The sequence below is a fragment of the Antarctobacter heliothermus genome (assembly GCF_002237555.1).
Lineage (GTDB): Bacteria > Pseudomonadota > Alphaproteobacteria > Rhodobacterales > Rhodobacteraceae > Antarctobacter > Antarctobacter heliothermus_B.
In genome coordinates this window covers 41105-64098 of the sequence record NZ_CP022540.1, presented here as the reverse complement: position 1 = coordinate 64098, position 22994 = coordinate 41105, and the positions used below count along the sequence as shown (strand labels likewise).

Sequence of the window (22994 nt, the reverse complement as noted above, 5' to 3'; positions counted from 1 at the left end):
GGCCCTTCTGGGGTCACGGCAACACCTTTGAGACAAGCTCGCCGCAGGCGTTCCCGGATGATCGACAGGTCCAGGGAAAGACACGTGTCAGGTCGGTCGCTGTTTGGGTCAAACCAAACCGAGAAGCCATACGGCACCAACCCAGCGAATGGTCGATCAGTGTTTGAGTCAAACCATCCGAGAACTGGTATCAATCGTATGACTATCCGTTTTAACGATCGTTCGTAAGTGAAAGTACCCTTGCGGTAACAGGGGGGGGATCACCCCACCCGCCGCGCCTCTATCACCACAAAAGCCTGCGCCCAGGGGTGATCGTCCGTCAGGGTGACGTGTATGATCGCCTCATGCCCCTCGGGTGTCATGGCGTCCAGTCGTTCCTTCGCCCAGCCTGTCACCTCCATCACCGGCTGGCCGGTGTGCAGGTTCGACACCGCCATATCCTTCCACGCGATACCCATACGCAGACCCGTCCCCAGCGCCTTGGAACAGGCCTCTTTCGCAGCCCAGCGTTTGGCATAGGTGCCCGCCACGTCGCGGCGGCGGTCCGCTTTGCGCTGTTCCACCTCGGTGAAGACGCGGTTGCGGAACCGGTCGCCGAACCGCTCCAGCGTGCCGGCGATGCGGTCGATGTTGGCCAGATCGGTGCCAATGCCAAGGATCATATGGAAGGGTCTCTGTCCGGGGATCACTGCGTCAGGGCGGTGGTGATATCGCCCGTCGCCTGATTGAGCGTGAACCGCAGTGAATACCAGTCGAAATCGGCAATCGCCGAATTGTAGGCCTGTACCGGCACGTTGAAACTAAGGCCGGTGGCAGGATCATAGCTCGAGGTCAGCTCATTGAAGCGAATACCGCCAAACCCCATGCCACCATAGCCGATGGTTTTGCATTGGCGGTCGCCCATCTCAGAATAGGGCGGCGACAAGACAAGGATATGCGCCCATGCTGCGGCGGGTTCGATGGTGTCCAGCAGCGCCAGCCGGGTCTTGCCGTTGGAAAAGGTGCGGCTGTTCTCTTCCCACGGCTCGGCGAGGTTCCACGCGCTTGCCTGCCAGTCGCAGTCGCTGACGGTGACAACGGGGTCTTCCTGCGCGGCGGCCAGTGCGGGCAGCAGAGCAAGGGGCAAAGCGGTCAGAAAACGGGGCATGGCGGATCACCGGGGCTGTCTGGGGTTCTGTGAAACCCTAGGCCGAACCGTTTGGCAAAGCGAGGACGGGTTTTTCCGACCCGGCCTAAAAACCCAACCGTTGAAGCCGACCGATCACCTTGCGAAAGATCACCGGCGGCAGGATTTCCTGCAACCTGTCGGCGCGTTTCACCTGTTTGTCGATCTGATCCTGCGTGCCCGGTCGCGGCTTGAACAGGGTGGTGTGCGACTTGCGCGTATAGTCCCATGTGGCGGTGTAGTAATACAGCGCCAGCGACATGCGCGGCTCTCCATCTGGGTGATTCACCGTCTCCGGATTGCCGTGCCATGTGTCGGATCCGGTGTTGAAACAGCACATGCGGTTGAATACAGGGACAAAGCTGGCGACCTGCTCTGACATGTCGGTGTTCCAGATCTCGAACGAACCGCCGTATTCCTTTTGCCAGTCCTTGTTCAGGTAGATCAGGATGTTCAGGCGGCGTTCAAGGTTCAGCTTGGCGTTGTGGTTGAAATCCGCGTGGATATCCAGATGCCCGCCATTGGCCACCACATGCACGCCGCCGCCTGCAAAGTAGGGGTCGGGGATCAGCCCGCTGATGCCGGTCATCTCTTCGAGGAACCGCACAAATGGGCGAGAGTTCAGCACATAGAACAGATTGCGCGTGTAGGGCGGCAGACGCTCGGGCAGGTAGCTGGACTTCAGCTTTTCCTGCGGCCGGTCGAACATGGTTTCCGCCTCTGGCAGGGTGCGGATCTCTTGCAGCACACGGTCCAGAACCTCTTCGGGCAGGAAGTCATCGAAACAGCCGTAAGGATAGGGCTGGCGGGCTTGATACTCTGCGCTAACCCGCGCGCCAGCGGCCTTGGCCACTTCGACGTCGATGGCAAGTGTTTCGGGATCCATCTGGATGACTGGCATGGCGATACCCTTTGCTGACAGGCGCGATGCGGCGGTCATACTGTCCATTTGCGGCAAGAAAATGGTGACAAACCTATCAATTCAGGTGTCAGGCGCGCGCAGCATCCATCAAACGCCGCATCTCGGCCATGGCCGGGCCCAATCCCAGAAAGATCGCCTCGCCGATCAGGAAATGGCCGATGTTCAGTTCCATTACCTCGGGAAAGGCGGCTACCGGTTTGACCGTCTCATAGGTCAACCCGTGGCCTGCATGCACCTCCAGACCCAGCGAGTGGGCAAATCCGGCCATTTCGCGCATCCGCTCCAGTTCGGCGTCGCGCTCGTCAAACCGGCCTTCGGCGTGGAAATCGCAATAGGCACCCGTGTGCAGTTCGATCACCTGCGCGCCAATTCGGTGCGCTGCCTCGATTTGGCGGCGGTCGGCGGCGATAAAGATAGACACCCGGCAGCCCGCCTCGCGGAGCGGTGCGATAAAATGGGCCAGCCTGTTTTCTTCGCGTGCGACCTCCAGCCCGCCTTCCGTTGTGCGCTCTTCGCGCTTTTCCGGCACGATGCAGACCGCATGGGGGCGGTGGCGCAACGCGATCTTCTGCATCTCGTCGGTGGCGGCCATCTCAAAGTTCAGCGGCACCGAAAGATGGTCCATCAGCGCATCGATATCCGCGTCCGAGATGTGGCGGCGGTCTTCGCGCAGATGCGCGGTGATGCCGTCGGCACCAGAGGCTTCGGCCAGTTTGGCGGCGCGCACTGGATCGGGATAGGCACTGCCCCGCGCGTTGCGCACCGTGGCAACGTGGTCGATGTTGACGCCAAGGCGCAAGGGGCCGGTGTTGGGGGGCATAATGTTCTCCCGATCTGCAATTTGATCAAAAGCTAGAATGACGACGGTAGAAAGGAAAGTAGGAATTCCACACGCGCCCAACCGCTTTTCGTCGAACCGCTGCTGGCAGTCAGGGTGAATGATGTCGGTTCGCGAAGCGCGAACAAAAAAAGCGTAGTGTCGGGCATGGGCCCAGCGGGAGGCGGGGAGATGCCCAAAAAACAGGCGCCTGCGGGGCGAATCCCGAGTTCTATGCGCTAGGTAATTGAGAATGCCTCGCAATAACATTGACTCTTGCGAGTTGTTCGCAATATGGGTTGAGTGAAACAGGCACTCCGCGTGCGTCAAGCAATGCCCGGTGTGCGCCATTCAGGAGCCAAAGGCGTGATGCTGACCAAAAGAACCTTTCTGACCGGCTTGGCCGCCTTTCCTCTTGCACTAGCAAGCATGCCCGCTGTGGCGCAGGGCAAGCTGTCGGTGGTTGCGACCACAGGCATGATTGCGGATGCGGCACGGCAGGTCGGTGGCGATCTGGTCGAGGTCAACGCCCTTATGGGGCCGGGGGTGGACCCGCACAGCTATCGCCAGACCCGCAGCGACATCGTCGCCTTGGCGCGTGCCGACGTGGTACTGTGGCACGGATTGTACCTTGAGGCGCAGATGCAGGATTTTCTGCATGAACTTGGCGACCGGGGCACTGTGACGGCCGTGGCCGAAAGCCTGCCGCGCGACCTGCTACTGGCACATGAAGACTATGACGACAAGTTCGACCCGCACGTCTGGATGGTTCCCGATCTCTGGGTTCATGTCGTTGACAATGTGCGCGCCGCGCTGACGAAGGCGCAGCCAGACCACGCAGACACATTCGCCGCCAATGCGGCGATCCATCTGGACGAATTGCAGGAATTGGCGACCTATGCGGCAAAAATCATGGCCACCGTCCCGGCGGAACGTCGCGTGCTGATCACCGCCCATGACGCGTTCAACTACTTCGGTAAAGCCTACGGGTTCGAAGTGCTGGGGATTCAGGGCATCTCGACCGAGTCCGAGGCCGGTTTGCGGCGCATCGCCGATCTGGTGGATGTGCTGGTCGATCGCGACATTGCGGCGGTCTTTGTCGAAAGCTCGGTCTCTGACCGCAACATCCGCGCCCTGATCGAAGGGGCTGCTGCGCGCGGCCACAAGGTGCAGATCGGCGGAGAGCTGTTCTCGGACGCCATGGGGGAACCCGGCAGCTATGTCGGTACTTATATTGGTATGATCGATCACAACGCGACGGTGATTGCGCGTGCGCTGGGCGGGGATACTCCAACGGCGGGCATGAAAGGATTGTTGAACGGATGACGGACACGCCAGTAACACTTGCTGCCGCAGACGGACAGGCGGCGCGCCTGCCGCAGAAATCCGATGCCCCTTTGGCGCTGCGCGGGTTGACCGTCTCTTACGGTGAAAAACCGGCGGTGTTCTCTGTGGACGCCACCTTTCCGGCGGCGCAGATGACGGCGATCATCGGACCCAACGGGGCGGGCAAGTCGACCTTGCTCAAGGCTGCGTTGGGTGTGATCCCGCGCTTGTCGGGCGACGTTACCAGCTTTGGCGAACCAGTTGACGCCGCCCGCGCCCGCATCGCCTATGTCCCGCAAAGGGCCAGCGTGGACTGGGATTTCCCGACCACGGTGATCGATGTGGTGATGATGGGGCTATATCGTCAGGTGGGTCTATTGGGCCGCTTTACCGGGCGTCTGAAATCCCGCGCGTTGTCCTGTCTGGACCGGGTCGGCATGGGTGGGTTTGCGGATCGTCAGATTGGCCAGCTTTCGGGCGGCCAGCAGCAGCGGGTGTTCCTTGCCCGCGCGCTGGCGCAGGATGCGGACCTGTATCTGTTGGACGAACCCTTTGCCGGGGTGGATGCCGCGACAGAGCGGGCGATCATCGACGTACTGAAATCGCTCAAGGCAGAGGGCAAGTCGGTGGTTTGCGTCCATCATGACCTTGCAACTGTGCGCGACTATTTTGACCACGTCTTCATGATCAACGTGCGCAAGATCGCCGAAGGCCCGGTTGAGACGACCTTTACTTCCGAGGCACTGAACGCCACCTACGGCGGGCGGCTGGCGGCCACGCATATCGACCAGTTGCGGCTGGCAGAGGGCGCGTGACTCCCTTAATCGAGGCGCTGCTGTTGCAGGCCGGTTACAACGCGGCGCTGGTCGCGGTTGGGGCCACGCTCTTGGGCTTTGCTGCCGGTGCGGCGGGGACGTTCCTGTTTTTGCGCAAACGCGCTCTGGTCTCTGACGCAGTGGCCCATGCCACGCTGCCCGGTGTCGGGCTGGCCTTTATTTTAATGGTGTCGTTTGGCGGCGATGGCCGGAACCTGCTGGGCTTGTTGCTGGGATCGGCGATAACAGCCGGAATCGGTCTGCTTGCGGTCGAGTGGGTGGCGCGACGGACGCGTCTGTCAGAGGATGCGGCCATCGGTGCGGTGCTGTCGGTGTTCTTTGGCTTTGGCATCGTGATCCTGACAGTGATCCAGACCATGGGGTCAGGGCGTCAGGCGGGGTTGGAGTCCTTTTTACTGGGGTCGACGGCCGGAATGCTGTTTCAGGACGCAGTGGTGATTGCCGTGGGCGGGTCGCTGGCGGTGCTGGCGACATGGATCATGCGGCGACCGATGACGCTGGTGGCCTTCGATGCGGAATATGCGGCGGCCAACGGGGTCAACGTGCCTGCGGTGGACCGGCTGATGATGGTCCTTGTGATGGCCGTGACGGTGATCGGGCTAAAGATCGTTGGGCTGATCCTGATCGTTGCCCTGCTGATCATCCCGCCAGTGACTGCGCGCTTCTGGACCGAGCGCAGCAATATCGTGATCTGGTACGCGGGCGCGCTGGGCGGTCTGTCGGGATATTTGGGCGCTGCACTGTCGGCCTCTGCCCCCGATCTGCCGACGGGGCCGATCATCGTGCTGGTTTCTGCGGCGCTGTTTGTGGTGTCGCTGTTGTTTGCCCCGGTGCGAGGTTTGGCTGCTGCGCTGTTGCGGCATCGCAGGTTTCAGCGCCGTGTGCATCGGCGGCAAGGGTTGCTGGCATTGTCGCGGTCCGAACCAATCCACGACGAATTGACCCTACGCGTCCTGCGGGCCGAGGCGTTGATCCGTGCCGACGGGGTCGCAACCGAAACGGGACGCGCCCAGGCGGCCAAGATTGCGCGCGATGAGCGGCGCTGGGACGTCGCGCGGGAAATCCATCAGGACACCGGGCTGACCGGGCGCTATGACGGGCTGACACCGATCGAACAGGTCTTCGCCCCGGATGAAATCGCAGAATTCGACCGGCGGATCGGCGGGCCCCGGTCCGTGGCGGAGGGCGTGTGATGGGAAGTGAGTTTGTCATGTTCTCGCTGACGCCGATGCTGATCGGGATTCTGGCCTCTGTCGCTTGCGCATTGCCGGGGAATTTCCTGATCCTGCGGCGGCAGGCGCTAATCGGCGATGCCATCAGCCATGTTGTGCTGCCGGGGATCGTTGTCGCCTTTCTGCTGACCGGCGTCGTCGCGGCACTGCCGATGCTGCTGGGCGCGGCGGGTGCGGCGGTTCTGGCGGTGATCCTGATCGAGGCGATCAAGCGATTGGGCCGGATTGAACCGGGCGCCGCCATGGGCGTGACCTTTACCACGCTATTTGCCGGAGGCGTGCTGCTATTGGAACAAAGTGACACCTCCAGCGTGCATCTGGACGTGGAACACGCATTGATGGGGAACCTTGAATCGCTGGTCTGGCTGCGGGCGACGGATTGGTCGTCGCTCATGGATCCGTGGGCGCTGGCAGGGGTGCCAGAAGAGTTGCCGCGCATCGCGGTGGTTTGTTTCGCGGTGATCGTGCTGACGCTGGTGTTCTGGCGCTGGCTGAAGATCTCGACCTTTGATGAGGGGTTTGCCCAGGCCTTGGGCCTGCCGGTCGGCATGATCGGCATGGGGCTGGTGATCACAGCAGCGATTGCGGCGGTCGCGGCATTCGACGCGGTTGGTTCGATCATTGTGATTGCGATGTTTATCTGCCCACCTGCTGCTGCCCGGCTAATGACCAACGGGCTGGAACGACAAGTCCTGTGGTCGGTGCTGTTTGCCGTCGTTTCAGCGGTGGGGGGCTATGTGCTAGCGGGCTATGGGCCACTCTGGCTGGGCGCGGACGATGCGGTCAGCGCAGCGGGCATGATCGCCACCGTGTCCGGCGTCATTCTTGCGTTGGCGTGCCTGTTTGGTCCGCATCGGTCGCGGGTGGGTGCGCGCGCCGAGACGTGACGGATGAGGGACGGATTGCTGCCTTCATAAAAACAAGCGCCGTATCGCAAGGGCGATACGGCGCTGTATAACAAAACCGAATTGACCTGCGGCGCGACGGGATCTCGGTCAGGCTGCCGGGCGGGCTCCGACAACACCGACGGTCACAGCATCGGTAATTTCCAGCGTTTCATTTTCTGACAGATGCATCAGTTCGGCCAACCGTGCGCGGGCGCGTCCAACTCGGCTCTTGATTGTACCTACGGCCACGCCGCAGACCTCTGCCGCCTCATCATAGGCAAGGCCTTGCGCGCCGACCAAAACCAGCGCCTCACGCTGGGTGTCAGGCAGCTGATCAAAGGCTACCTTGAAGTCACGCAAATTCAGACGGCCATCGTGGTCCGGTTTGGTCGCAAGGCTTTCACCCATCGTGCCATCCGCGTCTTCGACCTCACGCTTGCGCTTGCGACGTAGCGAATAAAAAGTGTTACGCAGGATGGTGAACAACCAGGCGCGCATGTTTGTGCCGGTCTCGAATTTTTCGATGTTGGTCCATGCCTTGACGAGTGTCTCTTGCACCAGATCGTCGGCGGTGGCCGAATTTCGGGTCAGGCTGAGCGCAAAGGCACGCAACGACCCGATATGCTCGGTCAGTTCCTCTCTGGGATCAGGCATCCTTTTCGCCCCCGCCCTTGCGCGTGGACTCGGCGGATTTGAGTTGGGCAAGAAGATCCGTGAAGCGGTCAGGAACAGGTTGTTCTGCCATATCATCAAAAGCCTGCCGCAGGTTGCGGTCGATTTCTTCGGCAATCCTTGAATTGATCTTTTTCCGCGTCATCTGTTCTGTCATCTTTTTGCCTCGCAGCGCCTTGGTACGGAACCAAAACGCTACAACCCGCGTTAGGTTCCATACTAACGTCAAAAAATGGAGCGACAAGCATGACTGGCCCGTCTTCCCCGGATATGACATCCGCAATCGGTGGCAACCTTCCGTATCTGCGCCGCTACGCGCGGGCCCTGACCGGGCAGCAGGACAGCGGGGACCGTTACGCGGCGGCCGCGCTAGAAGCTATTCTGAACGATCCAGAGCTGTACGATGCCAGCTTGTCCGACAAGGTGGCACTGTTCCGTGTGTTCCACGCGATCTGGAGTTCGTCCGGTATGCCGGTCTCGAACGGCGGTGAAGTGGGTCTTGCCGCCCGCGCGCAACTGCATCTGTCGCGCTTGACGGAAAACACGCGTGAGGCGCTGCTCCTGCATACGATCGAGGAATTCACCATCGATGAGGTGGCGACGATCATGCAGGTCGACAGCGACGAAGCTGGCCAATACGTCGAGACCGCATTCCTTGAGATGCGCGACGCGATTTCCGGCAAGATCATGATCATCGAGGACGAGGCCGTGATTGCCATGGATCTCGAAGGTATCGTGATGGACATGGGCCACCGGGTCACCGGCGTGGCCCGCACCGAAGGCGATGCGCTTGATCTGGCGGCGAAGGAACGGCCGGATCTGATCCTTTCGGATATCCAACTTGCCGACGATTCCAGCGGTATCGATGCGGTCAACCAGATCATCGCGCGCGACGGCGATCTGCCGGTGATTTTCATTACAGCCTTCCCAGAGCGACTGTTGACCGGCGAGGGGCCGGAACCGGCCTTCCTGATCTCCAAGCCGTATACCGAAAATCAGGTTCGGTCTGCCGTCAGTCAGGCGTTGTTCTTTGCGTCGACAGAGACTCTGATCCGCTGAGGATCATCACACCGACTATGAAAAGGCCCGCCGGATCGGCGGGCCTTTTTTTGTTGCGGCTGTTTGTGCAGCTCAAGTCTTGGACAATGCGCGCAACATCCACGCTGCCTTTTCATGGAAAGCGCTGCGCGCTGTTGCCAGGTCTTCGGTCACCGGATCCTTGCGGCTGCCGGACATCTCGATCAGGGCATGCAAGCGATGTGCCAGCTTTTCGTGGTCGGCCGCCAGTTGTTCGATCATGTCTGCGGTGTTGAGGCCGTCGGTCACGTCTTCGACGCGCGAACGTTTGATAATGTCATCCAGACGCGACGGCGCAAGGTGACCCAGCGCGCGGATGCGCTCTGCCAAGACATCGGCAGCGGCGAACAGATCCTGGTATTGTGCTTCGGTCAGGTGATGCACCGAAAAGAACAGCGGACCTTCGACGTTCCAGTGTATGGCGTGGGTCTTGAAGACCAGACGATAGGTGTCTGCCAGTACGTCGGACAGGCCGCTGGCCAGGGGTTCGGTGTCGCGTACTCCGGTTGAGACGGAATCAGTGCTGGGGACGACTTTGAGAGAGTCGGTCATGGAAAATTCTCCTGATTGCTAGTTCACACAGACAACGGATGGCCAGTAGAATCGTTCCTGTAAAAACGCCGGGACCGGGCCATGCCCGTTGCCGTCAAATCAAGGGAAGCAGATACGGAAACGCCCGCGCAGTTCTGCGCGGGCGTTCCGTCAGGTTGTGTCTTTTGCGGGGCCGTCAGGCCAAGCGACGGTCAGAGCGGGGACCGGCAATCAGCCAGACAATGAAGCCCAAGAGCGGCAAGAACAGCACGAACAGTGTCCAGATCACCTTGCCGCCTGTGCTGGCGTTGGAGTTGACGATGTTGATGATGGCCCAGATGGCGAGGCCAAGAAGGATCAGTCCGCCTATGCCTGCAAATTCAATTCCCATTGTGATGTCTCCTCTTGAAAGGTGGATGGACTAGATCGGAAAAGGTGCCGGTCACAAAACGCCGGATTTATCAGTCCCATAACCGTGTCTTAGGTGGACCAGTTCTCCGGCCGCACGACTGTGGTAGATGGACAGCGTTCGTTCCCTTTCCGGTATGTTCGATCTGGTGAGTGAACGCAGGTGGACCGCAAGGGGTTCCATGCAATCGCTGCGCTTTGGGCAAATTTGCATGGGAACCCGGGGAGGGGGCAGCGCGTTTGAAACGCATGAATCATTTGGATGACGTCCGCGGTTTCCGCGTTTTGCCCCGCCCCGAAACCTGCGCAGGCCAGCCTCGGCGTTGCGGGATCGAAATCGAATTTTCCGGAATGGACGAGAAGTTTGCCGCGCAGATCATTGCGCGCACACTGGGGGGGCAGGTTTCCCGAAAGGGGCCGCATCTCCACAGTGTCGAGGAGACAGACATTGGAACGGTCAGTGTCGAACTTGACACACGCTATGCCAAGCCGGGTCACCAATTTGTGCCTGAAAGCGTCCTGGACGCGGCGCGGGTCATTGTCCCGATCGAGATTATCACCGCGCCTTTGCCTCCTGACCAATGGGATCGTGTGATCGACCTGACAACGGCGCTGCGGAACGCCGGGGCCAAAGGCACGAATGACAGCCTGTTCGCCGGGTTCGGCATCCACTTCAACCCAGAGATCACCGGTTTTGATGATCCCTTTCTGATCCGTACGATCATCGCCTATGGCCTGATCGAAGGGTGGCTCCGCGAATGGCGTCCTCTGAATGTCTCACGTCGGATTTTACCCTTTGTCGATCCTTGGCCCGTGCATTTCATTGATGCGCTGCTACTGACGCCACAGCTTGATCTGACGAAGGTGGCGGGATTAGTGCACAGCCACCTCAGCGGGCGCAACTACGGGCTGGACCTGTTGCCGATCCTGCATGCGCTTGATCCCGAGGGGTTTGCCGCGCTGTTCGGGACGGAGGCCAGCGGTTCCCGCCCGGCCTTTCATGTGCGCCTACCGGATTGTCGTCTGGATGAGCTGGATTGGAGCATAGCCGACGAATGGGATCGTTGGTGGTTGGTAGAGGCGCTGGCGGCGGATGAGGCGCGATTTGATGCCCTCTGCAAGGCCTGGCGTAACGGGGCCGGTCACGGCGCGGGCTGGACCCATGTGGTGTCCCGGCACATTGGCGCTCACGGAGAGGGCCTGTTCAAATGAGGCGGCCCGTGATTGGCGTGACGACATCGACCCGGTCCGGTTGGCGTATTTTTCCGCTTGTGCGGTTCAATCTCTGGCTTGCCGGGGCACGGGCTGTGCGATGGACCGCGCGGTCGGATGTTGATCTTGACCGCATGGATGGCGTGATCATCGGCGGTGGCGATGACATATCGCCCGAACTGTACGGCGGTGCGCTAGAGATGACTGCACGTTTGGACCCGGATCGGGACAGGATGGAACACGACATCGCAGTGCAGGCGCTGGCGGACGGTATTCCGGTGCTGGGCATTTGTCGGGGGGCGCAGATGCTGAACATCGCCGCAGGCGGGACATTGCATCAAGACGCCTGGTCACTTTACCCCGATGCGCAGCCCATCAAAACGATCCTGCCCAAACGTGAAATCTGCGTCGAACAGGGCTCGCATCTGGCGGCGCGTCTGGGGGCAAAACCGATGAAGGTCAACGCGTTGCACACGCAGGCGGTGAATGTGCTGGGGGAAAATTTTCGCGTTGCAGCACGCGACACCAACGGGATGGTGCAGGCCATCGAGCGGTGCCGTGATCCCTTCGCGCTTGGGGTTCAATGGCACCCCGAACATCTGTTCTATGCCCGCCGCCAACGGGCAATCTTTCGCGCCCTCAGTGAGGCGTCGCAGGCCTATGCACAGGGACGCCGTCAGGTCTTTGCACCCGCTTAACCCTAGACAATACCACCCAAAAAAAGGCCCGCCAAACCGGCGGGCCTCTGGTCGTTCAAATATGCAGGCCGTCACACCTTATCGAGAATGCTGTCCAGGGCCTCGCGGGCCTCATCTTTGGACTTGCCAAGGCGCTGTTGCAACTTGCCTTCCAGTTGCTCGCGGTTGCCGCGCGCCTCTTCCAGCTCGTCGTCGGTCAGCGTGCCATAGGCCTCGCGCAGGCGGCCTTTGATTTCGGTCCATTTGCCTTCGATACGGTCGTTGTCCATTGGTCTTCTCCCGGTTCTCTATTTGGCTTGCGGCACTTCCGCAGCCTCTGACAAACGAACGTCTAAGCCGCGAAATCGTTCCGCGCCGGAGGGCTCAATCGGCCTCTTTCAGCGCACGTTCGACCGCGCTCTCTATCTCGTTCAACGGGTGGTTGGTCAGCACCTTGGGCAGGTCGAGCACAAGTTTTGACACCACCTCGTCGTGCATTTCGTCTCGCAACGCGCTCAGCACAGGGCGGCTGGCGGCGATCACCAGCGTGTCGAACTTGCCCTTGTGCGCGGACTTGTAGAGGTCGTCGGCGATGCTCTTGGCAAACCGGGTCTTTTCCAACTGATGCCAGTCGGTGTCATCGAGAGCTGACCGTTGCGGGCCGGGACCGTCGCTAAGGCGTCCGGGCCGGTTCGCGGCCCATTCCTGCGCTTTGGGATTGTCCTGATCGGCGCGGTCGCGAACCTGCAGGTTCAGATGCACCTCATCGCCTTCATTGACCAGATACAGCGCCTTTTCGCCGTCGGCGATCAGCACCCATGTGCCGTGGGGCACGCCCTTAGCTTTCATCATCGCCGGTCTCCTCTTCGATGGATTTGGTCACGCGTGTGGCACCTGCGGGTCGCTCGTAGGCCCGTTTCAGCTCATCTTTGCTGCCCACGCGACGAGTCAGTCGACCGCCCTCGCGTCCGCCGTGAGGGATGGTTCCTTCTGCGCCGAGGATGTCCTTGGTTTCGCGGTGTCCGTCCTTGGATCGGTGTCGTTGCGCCATGTTGCGCCTCCTTTCCGTTCGGGCGGGGGCCGCTCATGGCCCGCGCCGTCTGTAAGGATAACGCAGGCCGCAGGTCAGGCGTTCCGGGACAGGCTCAGACGATGTCTTCGGTGACGCCGGGCAGGGTTTGGGCCAGATCGGCACCCCGTTCCGGATCGAACGGCACGAGAAAGCCTTTGCGGTTCTCAGGCAGAACAACGCGGTTGCGGCGGATTTCCGCATCCCACCAGGGTTGAAGCGTTTCAGGGGCCATCGCCTCTGGCGGCAGGGACGCGTGCCACCAATGCGACAGCAGCCGTTTGCGGGCCGTTGCCACGCGGGCTGGGTCAGTTATGTCCAGAGCAAGCTCTGTATCCCAGTGCATCGAGCGCCCGTTCAGATTGGCCGACCCGATCAGGGCATAGGTGTCGTCACGGATCAGTACCTTATTGTGGACATGGATCAACGGTGATCCTGCCAGCGTCTCCGAGGTCTCTCGTGCGGCCAGATCCGGACGGACTGGCGTGGCGATGGTCAAACGCTGGCTAAAGCCGTCCCGCAGCGTAGCGACCGCGCGCTGCCGCAAGCCAAGACCATATCGGGCATCAATGCTGTCGGAGGAATCAAAGGCCACGTCCTCGGGCAGGGCGGGCATGATCAACACAGCCGTCAGGTCGCGGTTTTGATGGGCCGCCTTGGCCAACCCTTCGGCAATCCGGCTGGAGCGGAGGAACTGGGTTTCGATATGGATCAGGTGGTGCGCCTGCTGGAACGCTTGCAAATGCGCCTCCTCGATCTCGGACACAAGGGTCCGGGGCGAAAGATAGGGCAATTGCAGCCGCCGCGGGGCGGAAAGGGTGCGTTTCAGGCCGGGGCAATCGGGCGGGGGCATGCGGCCCGAGGTGACTTCTCGCATCGTTTCCAGATGCCGCCGCGCCGCGCGCGCCTCTGGCCCGCGCACGATAACTTGCACATCAGACCATGTCTGGCGTGCAGGACGGGCGTGGTCTGGCGTGTCATAGCGGCGTTCGTTCAAGTCAAGACCACCGATGTACAGCCAGTCGTCGTCAATCACGGCAACCTTCTGGTGGTGTGAGACCGTGTTCAGCCGGGGCAGCGCGTTTCGGTTCAGACCGACGGCCTGAAACCGGCGTTGTACGGGTGTCGTTTGGCGCAGGCCATCCCACCGTTTGCGCAGCACGGCGGGCAGGAACGCGATCCATGGCATCATCCCGGCCTGTGCAGGATGCAGGTGGGCGCGGACCTGTAACCGGTCCGGCCCTGCGCCCGTGACTTCGGCCAGGGCAATACCCTGACGAACAGTGCGCCAGCACAGAGCGTGCAGACCCGTCCGCATCACCGGATCAAAATCGCTGACCGTCAGGTCAAGGTGAACGCCCCGGCGCACGGCATGGGCCAACAGGTCAAACCAGTCGTCCCCCACCGCCCGGGCCTCAGCGCTGCGCAACCGTGTCGACATGTCAAAGATCCGGAACCCGGCAGTGATGCGATCCTGCGCGCGCAGAATGGCGCGTTCGAAGACGGGCCACGCTTCGTCGGCCGTGATCATCAATTCGAAATCGCTCGCCATTGTGCCCCCTGTCAGGCGCCGTAAGTGGCGCGCGGAAATCTTACCGATGTTATGTAACGCCCGCCTTCGGTCGAGGTTTCCATCGCTCCTCCCAATTGCAGCAAGAAAGCGGTGATCATCTTGCGGCCCATGCCATCAAGACACTCGTCCGGCATGCTTTGTTCGTCGTCGACAGGGGGGCTATCAATGTTCAGGCAGACATCATCATTGCTCCCGATCGACAACTCCACGCCGATCCTGTCACAGGGGATGTCGGAACAGGCCTGAGTAATCGTGTTGTACAGCGTCTCGGCAACGAACAATGACAGCGGGATCGCCTGATCGGGATAAAGGGCGATCTCCTTCAGATCTGTATCGATCTGGGGCGCCAGCCTGACCCCTACAAGGTCCTGCACATCGCGGACCACGGCGCGCACCAGTGCGGCGGCATCCACGGTTGTGCTGGTCGGGGTATTGTACAAAGTGCGATGCAGCACGGCCATGCCACGCACCCGTCGTTGCAGTTCGGCCACGACGTGTTTTGCCTCATCGGTCTCCAATTCACGCGCCTGCATGTTCATGATCGAAGCGATCAGTTGCAGGTTATTCTTGACCCTATGGTGCACCTCCCGCAGTAGAACTTCCTTGTCCTTGAGATCCTGTTCGCGGCGCAATTCACCGTCGGTGATCAACAGTGCCATGCGGTTAAAGGCGCGCTGCGCTTCTTCCAGTTCCGCTGGCGGGTCTTTCAGGTCCAACGAGGTTTCCGCGCGCTCCCCCAAGGCAAAGCGCCGCATAGCTGATCGCAGTTTTGCAACGTGGCGGATCACCAGTTGCTGAATACCGAACAAGGCAACCCCCACGCCTGCGATCCACATGAGGACGGGCAGGGCAATGGCGATCCAGGTTTGCAGCTGGGTGTCAGTGCCTGGCACAGATGATAAGGGCCAGCTGCCAACCAGCATTACCTTGCCTTCGATCATGGGCGTAACCGCAAAATAGCGGTCTTCACCCGTGCCGCTTGGCCCACGAAAGGTCGTGTTCCGGCTCTGAACCAGATCGGAAAGAGCGATATCGCGGGGCAGGAAATTCTCTGCCGCTTCCATCCCCAGAGAGGCGGCGATCAGGTCGCCTTCGATATCGATTGCGGCGATGCGCAGACCACTTTCCGAGTCCGGATCTTCCAGCTTTCTCAACACGGTGGCATGCGGGATCGACAGCGATACAAAGCCGATGATTTCATCGTCGTTGCGCACCGGTTGGGTGACAATGACGATACTGCGCCCCGTAATGGCGCCTTCCTGAACCAACTGCACGCTAGAGCCGCCCCGTTCCAAAGCTCTGCGAACCGTGTCGCGCCCGGACAGATCCATTGTGTCGCCAGTCGAGCTACAGGCCAGCCAGCCAGAGGAGCGAATGAAACCGGCAAAGATGTAGTTTTCATTGCCTTCGACAAAGCCGCGCAAAATGTCATCGCAATTGCCTTCGCCCAATTTCGCTATGAGAACGGCAAGCCCATTTGACGTGGCGACGGCGTTTTCGATCAATTCACGCTCAGCGGCGGCTTCGGACCGGATCTGCGACATCAGCGAGGTGCGGCTTTGCTGGCGGGCGCTGTCGATGACGGCTTGTGTCTGGTACACGGCGATCAGGCCGACCGGCAACATGGCAACAGTCATAAGGACTGCGATCCGCGCGGACAGACTGCGTGTTGCACGGGACAGATTTTTCAGGCGCGTTCTCATGAAAAGTGGTCGATCCTCAAACGTGGTGGGCGTAAAAACGTCAGGATACAGAAATAAAGAGCCTGAGGTTTCACGCAACTTTCACAGCCAGAAGTACTGTTTATGAAAGCACGCACACCCGACTGGCCGCAACGTACCAGCTTCATGCCATTTCCTCGTCCGAGACGCCCTCCTCCTTTTCGTGAACACATCAGCCGGGAATTGGTTCCCTGCCGCGCCGCGCTAATTTCGGTCAGGATTGAAGGCGTTGCAGCGGGATGCGAAGTTTGCGTTGGAAACGGTCGGGGCCGGCCTGTGTCTTGATCTGACCGGCAAGCTGGCCTTCGATAGCGATAGACAGCAGTCGCGCACCAAAGCCGGTCCGTGGCTCGGCATTGGTTTTCCTTTCAAATCCTGTTTCTTCCCAGCTTACTTCGACGATATCATCGTCGGTCTGGCGCCAGCTGATTGACAGCCGTCCACCATCGGCTGAAAGCCCGCCGTATTTCGCGGCATTGGTCGCAAGTTCGTGCAGGGCCAGTGTCAAATACACTGCCGCCTTTGCCCCGATTGGTACATGTTCCCCACTGATCGTGATGTGCGTCTCGTTTTCGGCACCATGGGGGGCCAGCAGCTTGCGGGTCAGGGCGTCCAGCGTGGTGGTTGTGCCGGTGCTGCGCCGTGCATTGACGACTGGCACAATCATCTCATGCGCGTCGCTCAGAGACTTGAGCCGCGCCCCCATGCTCTCGGCCAGTGCGTCCGCGGTGTCATGCGTTCTACGCTCCATCCGCAACATGCTGTTGATGATGGTAAAGAGGTTTCTGACGCGGTGGCTCATTTCCTGAAGAATGATGTCGCGTTCTTCAAGCGTTTCACGCAGCCGGATGTCGGATTCGATCATTGCGGCCATGTCGAGCATATGTTCGACGTCGTCCTCGCACCAATCGCGCGGCTTGCGGTCGATCACGCAGAACGATCCTAGCACGTGACCGTCGGGGGACCGGATCGGCACCCCCAGATAGGCCACCACGCCCAGATCGCGCACCGCACCGTTGTTGCACACCCTTGGGTCTTTTGGGGCATCAGTGACAATCAGCGGTTCTTGGGATTTTACCACATACTGGCACAGCGAGTGGCTAAGACCAGAGCCGCTTTCGCGTGCGACATCGCCTTCGAGGCCGACATGAGCCGAGAAATATTGTCGGGTGTCATCGACAAAAGACACAAGGCTGACGGGAACATCCAGCAGGCGCGCAGCGATACGGGCCGCGCGTTGATGGGCACCCGGTCCAGGGCCATCCATGACCCCCGTCCGTGCCAACGCCTTTAGTCGCTCTGCATCCCCGAGTTGTCCGTCATGCATGTGGGCGTCACCCTTGAGATCAATTGCCGGAATATCTTTCATGGACACACTCACACGACAATACGTCACTTAAGGTAATTATCTTGCCCTGCAAAAGGCGCTGGGCAAGCGGCGTGTTTTTGCTCTTGTGTGCGTTGCCACGCAAAGTTTGCAGGAAAGGGTCGGAACCTTTGGTGATCAGCCACGTTTCCTTATCACAGCGCCACAGACGGCGCGTTAAAAAACGTTCGGAACAACATCAAGGAGACTTCCCATGCTTGGTTGGGCCCTGACTTTTTTCATTGTCGCGCTGATTGCCGCGGTACTTGGTTTTGGCGGTATTGCCGGTGCATCAGCCGGGATCGCGCAAATCCTCTTCTTCGTTTTCCTCGTACTGTTTGTGGTGTCTCTGGTGGCACGCGCTGTTCGAGGGTGACAAGCCGGGCCAATGGTCCAGGCAGACCTGACAAACGGCCCGACCCCCGGAAGTTCGGGGTCGGGCCGGGATGTTTTTGACGCCGGTTCGGGCGTCTTTACGCACCTAAGCGCAGGCAGTGGCGCCATGCGCCAGTAAAGGAGTTCTGACATGAGCAACACCACAAAGGACCGCGTCGCCAATGGCGCAGCCGAAGCCGCCGAAGCCGGTGCCGAATATGCCCGCGCCGCCCGAGAGGCCGCGAGCGAACGACTGGAAGAGGCGCAAGAACACATCGACCGGGCATTCACCGAGGGACGCCACGAGTTCGAGCGCGCAGCCGCGCGGTCGTCCCAAGTAGTCCGCGACAACCCGCTGTTGGCGGTCGCCGGTGCAGTCGGCGTCGGCGTTCTGGTCGGGCTTGCCTTGCGCAACAACAGGTGATCCGGGCCATCTGCCAGATTAGGGGGCGTCGCGAAAGCGGCGCCCTTTATGGTTTTTCGTCAATGGATTGTATCAAGGGCCGTGCAGGTGAGGGGAACCTTTCTCCGCCTCGGGTGTTCTTGAACAGAACCGCAGACTCAAAAGGAGCGCCGCAATGACCCACAAGGCAAACCCCCGCCGTACCAATCCGGCCCTTGCCAGAGCCGGGTTGCTGCTCGCATCACACTTGGTTGTGTCACGGTTCGGAGTCGCCGTGCCGGTCGGGCTGGTGGCTCGCGGGCTGCGTTTCGCCGGACGGAACCCGGTGCTGGCCTTGGGCGCTGCGGCGTTTGCAGGATATGCGGCGCTTCGGCGGACGTCTGACACGTCAGGTGTTGAGGCGTCGCAAACGTCCGTCATGGCAGATCTGAACAAGGGACACGGCGATGCCCGGTCCTGACCTGCGCGACGCACCGCGGCTGTTGTCTGAGGTGGCGTTGCGCGTGACTTCCTTGGCGCAAAGCGAATTCCGCCTTGCCAAGGCGGAGATGGCCCAAAGCCTGTCCCACGCCAGTACCGGAATTGCCTTTTTTGGCGCGGCAGCGGTGCTGGCGATTGTCGGCCTGAACGTGTTGGCCTCTGGTGTTGTCGTCTGGCTGGCAGCGCAGGGGCTGACTGCGGTGCAGGCGGCCGGAGCTGCGGGCGGTGCTTTGCTTGTAGTCGCGATTGGACTGGTGTGGGCCGGGCGTCGTCGGGTCAACGCGAAAAAACTGACGCCGAAACGCAGCCTCAACAACATGAAACGCGACCTTGAAACCCTACGGGAGACGCGCCGTGGCTGAGATAGAAGAGCTTGAGATGCGCGCCGCTGAGGATCGCGCCCGCCTGAAAATTGCGCTGGAGGCGTTGGGCACCACCACCCGTGGCAGTGCCGTGACCGGCCCACTTGCGGGTGTGGCGCAACATCAGGCGGGCAAAATAACACGCGGCGCACTTGGCGCAGCGGTACGCAATCCAGGCGCTGCGGCCCTGATAGGGGTGGGCATCGCACTATTCGCGACCGGAGCCGGTGGCAGCAGACGCAAGGAACACGACGCCAGATCCGGCTCCGGCTTTCCCACGGGCGCGATTGCTCTTGGGATTGGCGCACTGGCCGCCGCGCTGTTTCCGGCGACGCGCCGGGACAAGCCGTCCAAATGATCAAAAGGGTTTTGACATGTTGACCACCGTCCTCAGCGACCGCGCGCAGCGTGTCATGTTGCTAATCCTGACCATGATTGCCGTGCCTGTTGGTCTGTATCTGGGCAAGCCCGTGATCGCGCCAATTGTCTTTGCGCTTGTCGTCGGGATTGTGGTCTCGCCCTTGGCAGAACGCTTGGCCTCGATTGGCGTGCCGCGCGTCGGCGTGGCAATTTTGCTGTTGCTGGTCACGACCAGCCTCATCGGATTGCTTGTCCTGATGGTAGAGCCGCTTCTGAACATGTTGATTGACCAATTGCCGCGCCTCAAGGCGGCAGCGGCGCGCTGGATCGACACCGTTTCCGGGGTCCTGCGGGGGATCGAGACGATCAGCAAGGAAATCGAGGCAGCAAACGGCGGCGGCGAAAGCGACACGAAAAGCGCCTTGCCCTCGGTGCGCGATGCGCTGTGGCTTGCACCCAACTTTGGTGCGCAGTTCTTTATCTTTATCGGGACATTGTTTTTCTTCGTCCTTACCCGAAACGAGATTTACGCCATGGTCGGCCATCTTGAGCCGATATTGCGCAAGGCGGACCGCGCCGTGGCCCGGTATTTTGCTGCCGTGACACTGGTCAATGCGTGTTTGGGGGTGATTACCGCTTTGGTGATGCTAACCATAGGTGTGGAATACGCGATGCTTTGGGGGCTCGCGGCGGCAGTGCTGAACTACATGCTGTATCTCGGGCCGTTTATCATCATCTGTGGGCTGGTCATTTCCGGGCTCTTGCAATTCACCGGTGCCATGGCGTTGCTACCAGCAGCAGCCTTCTTGCTGATCAATTTCTCAGAGGCAAACTTTGTCACTCCATGGGTGGTTGGCCAGCGTCTGGCCATGAACCCGCTGGGCATCTTTGTGGCGATCGTGTTTGGCCTCTGGCTGTGGGGACCTGTCGGGGCCATCGTTGCTCTGCCGGTCATGTTGTGGTTCGAAGTGTTGATGCGCACCGACATGCCGATCGGGTCAGAATCCGGGTCGATGATGAATCCGGCCTAGGGCTAACCTCCGATTCAATGGCCCGGCGTTAGGCCAAGCGCGTCAAGCCTGCAGGTCAGCCGGGCGCGTTCCCGGTCAGTCATCAACCCGGCATCGCCATGGGCGCGCAGATCTGCCGCCAGATCGTCAATCACGGCGACGCCTGTCGCAGGCATCCGACTGCGGAGATGCGCCAACGCCATTGCCACCGCGTCCAGCACGTCGCCAAACCCTGCCGCGTCGCGGGACAGATCGCGGAATGCGGCCTCGAGCAGGGCGTCGGCACCGACCTCGCGCAGATATACCCGGTCGAAAGACGGTTCCACCGCTTCCGCATCGGCAAGCGCCCAATCCCACAGCAAACGCTCTAGCCGTGCGATCACGTCTATGGCGGTTTTTGGGTCATTAATGCCGGGTGACAGCGCCTTGGAGGCGGATTCGCGCAGCGCCTGCAGCGCATAACCCGGGTCCTGTTCATAGGTCCGCTCTGGGTCGATCAGGAAACAGGCGGCGACCCTCTTGGTTTCACTGCTGCCTCGCAGTGTGCCTAACACCTGTTCACGCAGCACAATTGCACCCGGCAGAATGTCCAGGCAAACCGTCGCGTCACAGGACTCGGCGCAGTTTTGCAATTCGTCCATATCGATGCGCCGCAAAAAGCCCGAGGTTGGCGCAAAGATCTCTGTACCCTCTTCGGGGGGCGCCTGATCTAGCGGGCGTCCGCCCAATCGCGGCAGATGCCGTTGTTGGCGCAGGATCTCGCTTGCCGTTTGTTCGGCGCGCAACAGCGCGTATTCCACGCTGCCGATTTTTGACAGTTGTCCGATCCAGCGCACCAGCGACACAACGATGGCCGCGACCACCAGAACGGTTGCGGCAAAGACAATCACCGACGCGCTCTCGCTGTAATAACCGGCCCGGTAAAGGATGATCGAGGACAGCGCAAAGACGAAAGCGCCGATAAAGGTCGCCAGCATTGTCTGGGTCGAGGTGTCCTCCATCAGCAACCGGTGAATGCGCGGGGTCGATTGCTGTGCCAACGTGCGGTGGGTCGACACCATGATGCCCAGCGAAAAGGTTGCGACCGCCAGCATTCCGTTGGCAAGGATGTTCAGGATCGGCAGCGTGGCGGACGCGGTAAACCTGTCGCGCGGGCCGTCCGGGATCAGGGGGCCCAGCAATTCCGCCGACAGCGCCGCGATGACGGACAACGCCGACAGCAGAGCGACCCGCACCCAGAGAATGCGGCTGATCCGACGAAGGGTCAGCATGGATTGGACGAAACTGAAAGCGCGTTTGTTTGCCATCCCCGTCAACCGGCCGTCTGCGTGTCATGCGGCAACGACAGCCAGCCGCGCAGCGTCCGGGCAAAATGTTGCGGCTTTTCGACAAAGGGCAGGTGACCGCCGGGGACAAGCTGTGCCTGTGCCTGCGGCAAGTGATGCAGCAGTTTGATTTGGTGCTGGGCGGGCACCACGCTGTCGTTACGCCCGATGATGGCCAGGCAAGGTTTGTCGATCCGTTCCATCGTGGCTGTTACATCCTGTTCCAGTACCCATTTGCCGAATTGCCGTACTGCCTCGGGCGTGCAGCGTTGCAGGCTTTGCCGCATCTCGTCGGGGACGTTCCGCGCCGCAGCGCGTGGCATCACCGTCGCCATGGTACGTTCGAAATTGTTCCTTGTCGCCAACCCTAGCCGCCAGAGCAGCGGCATGCTCCATCGTCCTGCATAGTCATGTGCCATCAGCGAGGCACCTAGGTCGCGTGGCAGATCGCGGTGACCGGTGATGGGGGCGCCCACCAGCACCAGAGAGCGTACAAGCTGCGGCGCGCGCCACGCCAGCAGCAGGCTCACCAGACCGCCGGTCGAATGGCCGACCAGATGTACCGGGCGTCCGCCCGAAAACTCTGCAATCCGGGTCTCCATCCGATCCAGCCAGCGGTCGCCGTGCAGCATCTCGATCACCTGTGCGGCCGTCTCGCCCGTGCTGTGTCCCGGAAGATCCAGCAGCAAGCGGTTGCGCAGCCCCATGGTTTGGCAGATCGGTACCCAGACGTCGCTGGTCATGAACAGACCGGGCAGGAAGACCACAGGATCCGCCTCCGCCCGTTGTGGCCGGACAGGGATTGATCTGCCGCGGGTCGAACGAGGGGGCAAACGGGGGATGGCATTCATGTCTGGCGTGTCCTTCACTGGCGGGAAAAAGACCCGCATTGGCGTAACGCAGATGCCTCACGACTCGTTCCCCGTCCCATCGTTAACGGGGAATTCAGGGGGCAAGGGAACCTTTTGCGGGTTGGCGGAGTTTTGCTATTGAAGACAGCGGATGGAGGCATGTTTTGCGGCACAGCGCCGCGTTGCCATGACATTGCCCTCCGCTGGGGCGCCGCCTGTGCGGCGCCATCCGTCGAAACAAGTTGGCCGACTGGGGGGCAACGTAGATGAACATGACTTGCCGACAAGCGCCAACAGGGCCGTCACGGTGCACACCGCTGCCTGACCGCCCGAGGGT

The 22994-nt window shown here is 60.8% G+C and carries 29 protein-coding genes; 13 read left to right on the top strand and 16 right to left on the bottom strand.

Annotated elements, in window-relative coordinates:
• Positions 1–260: 260 nt before the first annotated feature.
• From acpS to ANTHELSMS3_RS00355, 4 genes are all read right to left on the bottom strand, one after another.
• Positions 261–662 (bottom strand): holo-ACP synthase, encoded by a 402-nt coding sequence (gene acpS, locus ANTHELSMS3_RS00370; protein ID WP_094033141.1) that lies wholly within the window; start codon positions 660–662, stop codon positions 261–263.
• Between the two features lie 23 nt (positions 663–685).
• A complete protein-coding gene (locus ANTHELSMS3_RS00365; RefSeq protein ID WP_094033140.1) occupies positions 686–1147 on the bottom strand; it encodes a hypothetical protein in 462 nt (153 codons plus the stop codon).
• Between the two features lie 85 nt (positions 1148–1232).
• Positions 1233–2066: a 2OG-Fe(II) oxygenase gene (locus tag ANTHELSMS3_RS00360; protein ID WP_254694811.1), complete on the bottom strand. Its 834-nt coding sequence runs from the start codon at positions 2064–2066 to the stop codon at positions 1233–1235.
• 88 nt (positions 2067–2154) lie between these two features.
• Positions 2155–2907: a pyridoxine 5'-phosphate synthase gene (locus ANTHELSMS3_RS00355; protein ID WP_094033139.1), complete on the bottom strand. Its 753-nt coding sequence runs from the start codon at positions 2905–2907 to the stop codon at positions 2155–2157.
• 366 nt (positions 2908–3273) lie between these two features.
• On the opposite strand from ANTHELSMS3_RS00355, the gene ANTHELSMS3_RS00350 reads away from it, so the two are divergent.
• The 4 genes from ANTHELSMS3_RS00350 to ANTHELSMS3_RS00335 are packed head-to-tail and all read left to right on the top strand — an operon-like array spanning position 3274 to position 7185.
• Positions 3274–4230 (top strand): metal ABC transporter solute-binding protein, Zn/Mn family, encoded by a 957-nt coding sequence (locus ANTHELSMS3_RS00350; RefSeq protein ID WP_094033138.1) that lies wholly within the window; start codon positions 3274–3276, stop codon positions 4228–4230.
• Positions 4227–5045 carry a metal ABC transporter ATP-binding protein gene (locus ANTHELSMS3_RS00345; RefSeq protein WP_094033137.1) on the top strand — a complete coding sequence of 273 codons (819 nt, stop codon included), beginning with the start codon at positions 4227–4229 and terminating at the stop codon, positions 5043–5045. The genes ANTHELSMS3_RS00350 and ANTHELSMS3_RS00345 overlap by 4 nt, the downstream gene beginning before the upstream one ends.
• The gene (locus ANTHELSMS3_RS00340) at positions 5042–6259 is read left to right on the top strand and encodes a metal ABC transporter permease (RefSeq protein ID WP_094033136.1); all 1218 of its coding nucleotides are present in this window, start codon (positions 5042–5044) and stop codon (positions 6257–6259) included. Before ANTHELSMS3_RS00345 ends, ANTHELSMS3_RS00340 begins: the two co-directional genes overlap by 4 nt.
• Positions 6256–7185, top strand: a complete 930-nt coding sequence (locus ANTHELSMS3_RS00335; RefSeq protein WP_198319860.1) for a metal ABC transporter permease — start codon at positions 6256–6258, stop codon at positions 7183–7185. Before ANTHELSMS3_RS00340 ends, ANTHELSMS3_RS00335 begins: the two co-directional genes overlap by 4 nt.
• Positions 7186–7293: 108 nt before the next feature.
• Here the strand turns inward: ANTHELSMS3_RS00335 and ANTHELSMS3_RS00330 are convergent, their stop codons facing one another.
• Together ANTHELSMS3_RS00330 and ANTHELSMS3_RS25895 are read right to left on the bottom strand one after the other, a co-directional pair.
• A complete protein-coding gene (locus ANTHELSMS3_RS00330) occupies positions 7294–7839 on the bottom strand; it encodes an RNA polymerase sigma factor (protein WP_094033134.1) in 546 nt (181 codons plus the stop codon).
• Positions 7832–8101, bottom strand: coding sequence for a NepR family anti-sigma factor (locus ANTHELSMS3_RS25895; protein ID WP_157733366.1), 270 nt, complete (start codon positions 8099–8101; stop codon positions 7832–7834). Before ANTHELSMS3_RS25895 ends, ANTHELSMS3_RS00330 begins: the two co-directional genes overlap by 8 nt.
• 2 nt (positions 8102–8103) lie before the next feature.
• Between ANTHELSMS3_RS25895 and ANTHELSMS3_RS00320 the strand changes: the two genes are divergently transcribed.
• Entirely contained in the window at positions 8104–8916 is an 813-nt protein-coding gene (locus tag ANTHELSMS3_RS00320; RefSeq protein WP_094033132.1) for a response regulator, read from the top strand.
• A gap of 72 nt (positions 8917–8988) precedes the next feature.
• On the opposite strand, the gene ANTHELSMS3_RS00315 is transcribed toward ANTHELSMS3_RS00320, so the two are convergent.
• Together ANTHELSMS3_RS00315 and ANTHELSMS3_RS00310 are read right to left on the bottom strand one after the other, a co-directional pair.
• Positions 8989–9486 (bottom strand): Dps family protein, encoded by a 498-nt coding sequence (locus ANTHELSMS3_RS00315; protein ID WP_094033131.1) that lies wholly within the window; start codon positions 9484–9486, stop codon positions 8989–8991.
• Between the two features lie 175 nt (positions 9487–9661).
• A complete protein-coding gene (locus tag ANTHELSMS3_RS00310; RefSeq protein WP_094036827.1) occupies positions 9662–9850 on the bottom strand; it encodes a PLD nuclease N-terminal domain-containing protein in 189 nt (62 codons plus the stop codon).
• 374 nt (positions 9851–10224) lie between these two features.
• Between ANTHELSMS3_RS00310 and ANTHELSMS3_RS00305 the strand changes: the two genes are divergently transcribed.
• A complete protein-coding gene (locus ANTHELSMS3_RS00305) occupies positions 10225–11085 on the top strand; it encodes an amidoligase family protein (protein WP_157733365.1) in 861 nt (286 codons plus the stop codon).
• Positions 11082–11783 carry a gamma-glutamyl-gamma-aminobutyrate hydrolase family protein gene (locus tag ANTHELSMS3_RS00300; RefSeq protein WP_094033129.1) on the top strand — a complete coding sequence of 234 codons (702 nt, stop codon included), beginning with the start codon at positions 11082–11084 and terminating at the stop codon, positions 11781–11783. Before ANTHELSMS3_RS00305 ends, ANTHELSMS3_RS00300 begins: the two co-directional genes overlap by 4 nt.
• A 71-nt stretch (positions 11784–11854) precedes the next feature.
• On the opposite strand, the gene ANTHELSMS3_RS00295 is transcribed toward ANTHELSMS3_RS00300, so the two are convergent.
• From ANTHELSMS3_RS00295 to ANTHELSMS3_RS00270, 6 genes are all read right to left on the bottom strand, one after another.
• Entirely contained in the window at positions 11855–12052 is a 198-nt protein-coding gene (locus ANTHELSMS3_RS00295) for a CsbD family protein (protein ID WP_094033128.1), read from the bottom strand.
• Between the two features lie 94 nt (positions 12053–12146).
• On the bottom strand, positions 12147–12614 hold the full coding sequence (locus ANTHELSMS3_RS00290; RefSeq protein WP_094033127.1) for a baeRF12 domain-containing protein: 468 nt from the start codon (positions 12612–12614) through the stop codon (positions 12147–12149).
• Positions 12601–12813, bottom strand: a complete 213-nt coding sequence (locus tag ANTHELSMS3_RS00285) for a hypothetical protein (protein WP_094033126.1) — start codon at positions 12811–12813, stop codon at positions 12601–12603. The genes ANTHELSMS3_RS00290 and ANTHELSMS3_RS00285 overlap by 14 nt, the downstream gene beginning before the upstream one ends.
• Before the next feature lie 94 nt (positions 12814–12907).
• Complete coding sequence (locus ANTHELSMS3_RS00280; protein WP_094033125.1) at positions 12908–14383, bottom strand: phospholipase D family protein; 1476 nt, start codon at positions 14381–14383, stop codon at positions 12908–12910.
• Between the two features lie 11 nt (positions 14384–14394).
• The gene (locus ANTHELSMS3_RS00275; protein ID WP_157733364.1) at positions 14395–16041 is read right to left on the bottom strand and encodes a sensor histidine kinase; all 1647 of its coding nucleotides are present in this window, start codon (positions 16039–16041) and stop codon (positions 14395–14397) included.
• Between the two features lie 298 nt (positions 16042–16339).
• Complete coding sequence (locus tag ANTHELSMS3_RS00270; RefSeq protein ID WP_094033123.1) at positions 16340–17494, bottom strand: GAF domain-containing protein; 1155 nt, start codon at positions 17492–17494, stop codon at positions 16340–16342.
• A 211-nt stretch (positions 17495–17705) separates the two neighbouring features.
• Between ANTHELSMS3_RS00270 and ANTHELSMS3_RS00265 the strand changes: the two genes are divergently transcribed.
• From ANTHELSMS3_RS00265 to ANTHELSMS3_RS00240, 6 genes are all read left to right on the top strand, one after another.
• Positions 17706–17867, top strand: coding sequence for a DUF1328 domain-containing protein (locus ANTHELSMS3_RS00265; RefSeq protein ID WP_094033122.1), 162 nt, complete (start codon positions 17706–17708; stop codon positions 17865–17867).
• 150 nt (positions 17868–18017) lie between these two features.
• Positions 18018–18290, top strand: coding sequence for a DUF883 family protein (locus ANTHELSMS3_RS00260; RefSeq protein ID WP_094033121.1), 273 nt, complete (start codon positions 18018–18020; stop codon positions 18288–18290).
• 154 nt (positions 18291–18444) lie between these two features.
• Positions 18445–18729, top strand: a complete 285-nt coding sequence (locus ANTHELSMS3_RS00255; protein WP_094033120.1) for a hypothetical protein — start codon at positions 18445–18447, stop codon at positions 18727–18729.
• Positions 18716–19111 (top strand): phage holin family protein, encoded by a 396-nt coding sequence (locus ANTHELSMS3_RS00250; RefSeq protein ID WP_094033119.1) that lies wholly within the window; start codon positions 18716–18718, stop codon positions 19109–19111. Before ANTHELSMS3_RS00255 ends, ANTHELSMS3_RS00250 begins: the two co-directional genes overlap by 14 nt.
• Complete coding sequence (locus tag ANTHELSMS3_RS00245) at positions 19104–19469, top strand: hypothetical protein (RefSeq protein WP_094033118.1); 366 nt, start codon at positions 19104–19106, stop codon at positions 19467–19469. Before ANTHELSMS3_RS00250 ends, ANTHELSMS3_RS00245 begins: the two co-directional genes overlap by 8 nt.
• 16 nt (positions 19470–19485) lie before the next feature.
• Complete coding sequence (locus ANTHELSMS3_RS00240; RefSeq protein WP_094033117.1) at positions 19486–20502, top strand: AI-2E family transporter; 1017 nt, start codon at positions 19486–19488, stop codon at positions 20500–20502.
• A 14-nt stretch (positions 20503–20516) separates the two neighbouring features.
• Here the strand turns inward: ANTHELSMS3_RS00240 and ANTHELSMS3_RS00235 are convergent, their stop codons facing one another.
• Together ANTHELSMS3_RS00235 and ANTHELSMS3_RS00230 are read right to left on the bottom strand one after the other, a co-directional pair.
• A complete protein-coding gene (locus tag ANTHELSMS3_RS00235; protein ID WP_094033116.1) occupies positions 20517–21788 on the bottom strand; it encodes a DUF2254 domain-containing protein in 1272 nt (423 codons plus the stop codon).
• A gap of 5 nt (positions 21789–21793) precedes the next feature.
• The gene (locus ANTHELSMS3_RS00230; RefSeq protein WP_157733363.1) at positions 21794–22573 is read right to left on the bottom strand and encodes an alpha/beta fold hydrolase; all 780 of its coding nucleotides are present in this window, start codon (positions 22571–22573) and stop codon (positions 21794–21796) included.
• Positions 22574–22994: the final 421 nt, after the last annotated feature.

Bases quoted from the DNA above. Each gene is read 5' to 3' on its own strand.
- ANTHELSMS3_RS00235 (WP_094033116.1), bottom strand. From the start codon at position 21,788: ATGGCAAACAAACGCGCTTTCAGTTTCGTCCAATCCATGCTGACCCTT.
- ANTHELSMS3_RS00365 (WP_094033140.1), bottom strand. From the start codon at position 1,147: ATGCCCCGTTTTCTGACCGCTTTGCCCCTTGCTCTGCTGCCCGCACTG.
- ANTHELSMS3_RS00330 (WP_094033134.1), bottom strand. From the start codon at position 7,839: ATGCCTGATCCCAGAGAGGAACTGACCGAGCATATCGGGTCGTTGCGT.
- ANTHELSMS3_RS00305 (WP_157733365.1), top strand. From the start codon at position 10,225: ATGGACGAGAAGTTTGCCGCGCAGATCATTGCGCGCACACTGGGGGGG.
- ANTHELSMS3_RS00320 (WP_094033132.1), top strand. From the start codon at position 8,104: ATGACTGGCCCGTCTTCCCCGGATATGACATCCGCAATCGGTGGCAAC.
- ANTHELSMS3_RS00295 (WP_094033128.1), bottom strand. From the start codon at position 12,052: ATGGACAACGACCGTATCGAAGGCAAATGGACCGAAATCAAAGGCCGC.
- ANTHELSMS3_RS00280 (WP_094033125.1), bottom strand. From the start codon at position 14,383: ATGGCGAGCGATTTCGAATTGATGATCACGGCCGACGAAGCGTGGCCC.
- ANTHELSMS3_RS00290 (WP_094033127.1), bottom strand. From the start codon at position 12,614: ATGATGAAAGCTAAGGGCGTGCCCCACGGCACATGGGTGCTGATCGCC.
- ANTHELSMS3_RS00270 (WP_094033123.1), bottom strand. From the start codon at position 17,494: ATGAAAGATATTCCGGCAATTGATCTCAAGGGTGACGCCCACATGCAT.
- ANTHELSMS3_RS00285 (WP_094033126.1), bottom strand. From the start codon at position 12,813: ATGGCGCAACGACACCGATCCAAGGACGGACACCGCGAAACCAAGGAC.
- acpS (WP_094033141.1), bottom strand. From the start codon at position 662: ATGATCCTTGGCATTGGCACCGATCTGGCCAACATCGACCGCATCGCC.
- ANTHELSMS3_RS00250 (WP_094033119.1), top strand. From the start codon at position 18,716: ATGCCCGGTCCTGACCTGCGCGACGCACCGCGGCTGTTGTCTGAGGTG.
- ANTHELSMS3_RS00260 (WP_094033121.1), top strand. From the start codon at position 18,018: ATGAGCAACACCACAAAGGACCGCGTCGCCAATGGCGCAGCCGAAGCC.
- ANTHELSMS3_RS00355 (WP_094033139.1), bottom strand. From the start codon at position 2,907: ATGCCCCCCAACACCGGCCCCTTGCGCCTTGGCGTCAACATCGACCAC.
- ANTHELSMS3_RS00315 (WP_094033131.1), bottom strand. From the start codon at position 9,486: ATGACCGACTCTCTCAAAGTCGTCCCCAGCACTGATTCCGTCTCAACC.
- ANTHELSMS3_RS00345 (WP_094033137.1), top strand. From the start codon at position 4,227: ATGACGGACACGCCAGTAACACTTGCTGCCGCAGACGGACAGGCGGCG.
- ANTHELSMS3_RS00255 (WP_094033120.1), top strand. From the start codon at position 18,445: ATGACCCACAAGGCAAACCCCCGCCGTACCAATCCGGCCCTTGCCAGA.
- ANTHELSMS3_RS00240 (WP_094033117.1), top strand. From the start codon at position 19,486: ATGTTGACCACCGTCCTCAGCGACCGCGCGCAGCGTGTCATGTTGCTA.
- ANTHELSMS3_RS00265 (WP_094033122.1), top strand. From the start codon at position 17,706: ATGCTTGGTTGGGCCCTGACTTTTTTCATTGTCGCGCTGATTGCCGCG.
- ANTHELSMS3_RS00360 (WP_254694811.1), bottom strand. From the start codon at position 2,066: ATGCCAGTCATCCAGATGGATCCCGAAACACTTGCCATCGACGTCGAA.
- ANTHELSMS3_RS00275 (WP_157733364.1), bottom strand. From the start codon at position 16,041: ATGACTGTTGCCATGTTGCCGGTCGGCCTGATCGCCGTGTACCAGACA.
- ANTHELSMS3_RS00350 (WP_094033138.1), top strand. From the start codon at position 3,274: ATGCTGACCAAAAGAACCTTTCTGACCGGCTTGGCCGCCTTTCCTCTT.
- ANTHELSMS3_RS00300 (WP_094033129.1), top strand. From the start codon at position 11,082: ATGAGGCGGCCCGTGATTGGCGTGACGACATCGACCCGGTCCGGTTGG.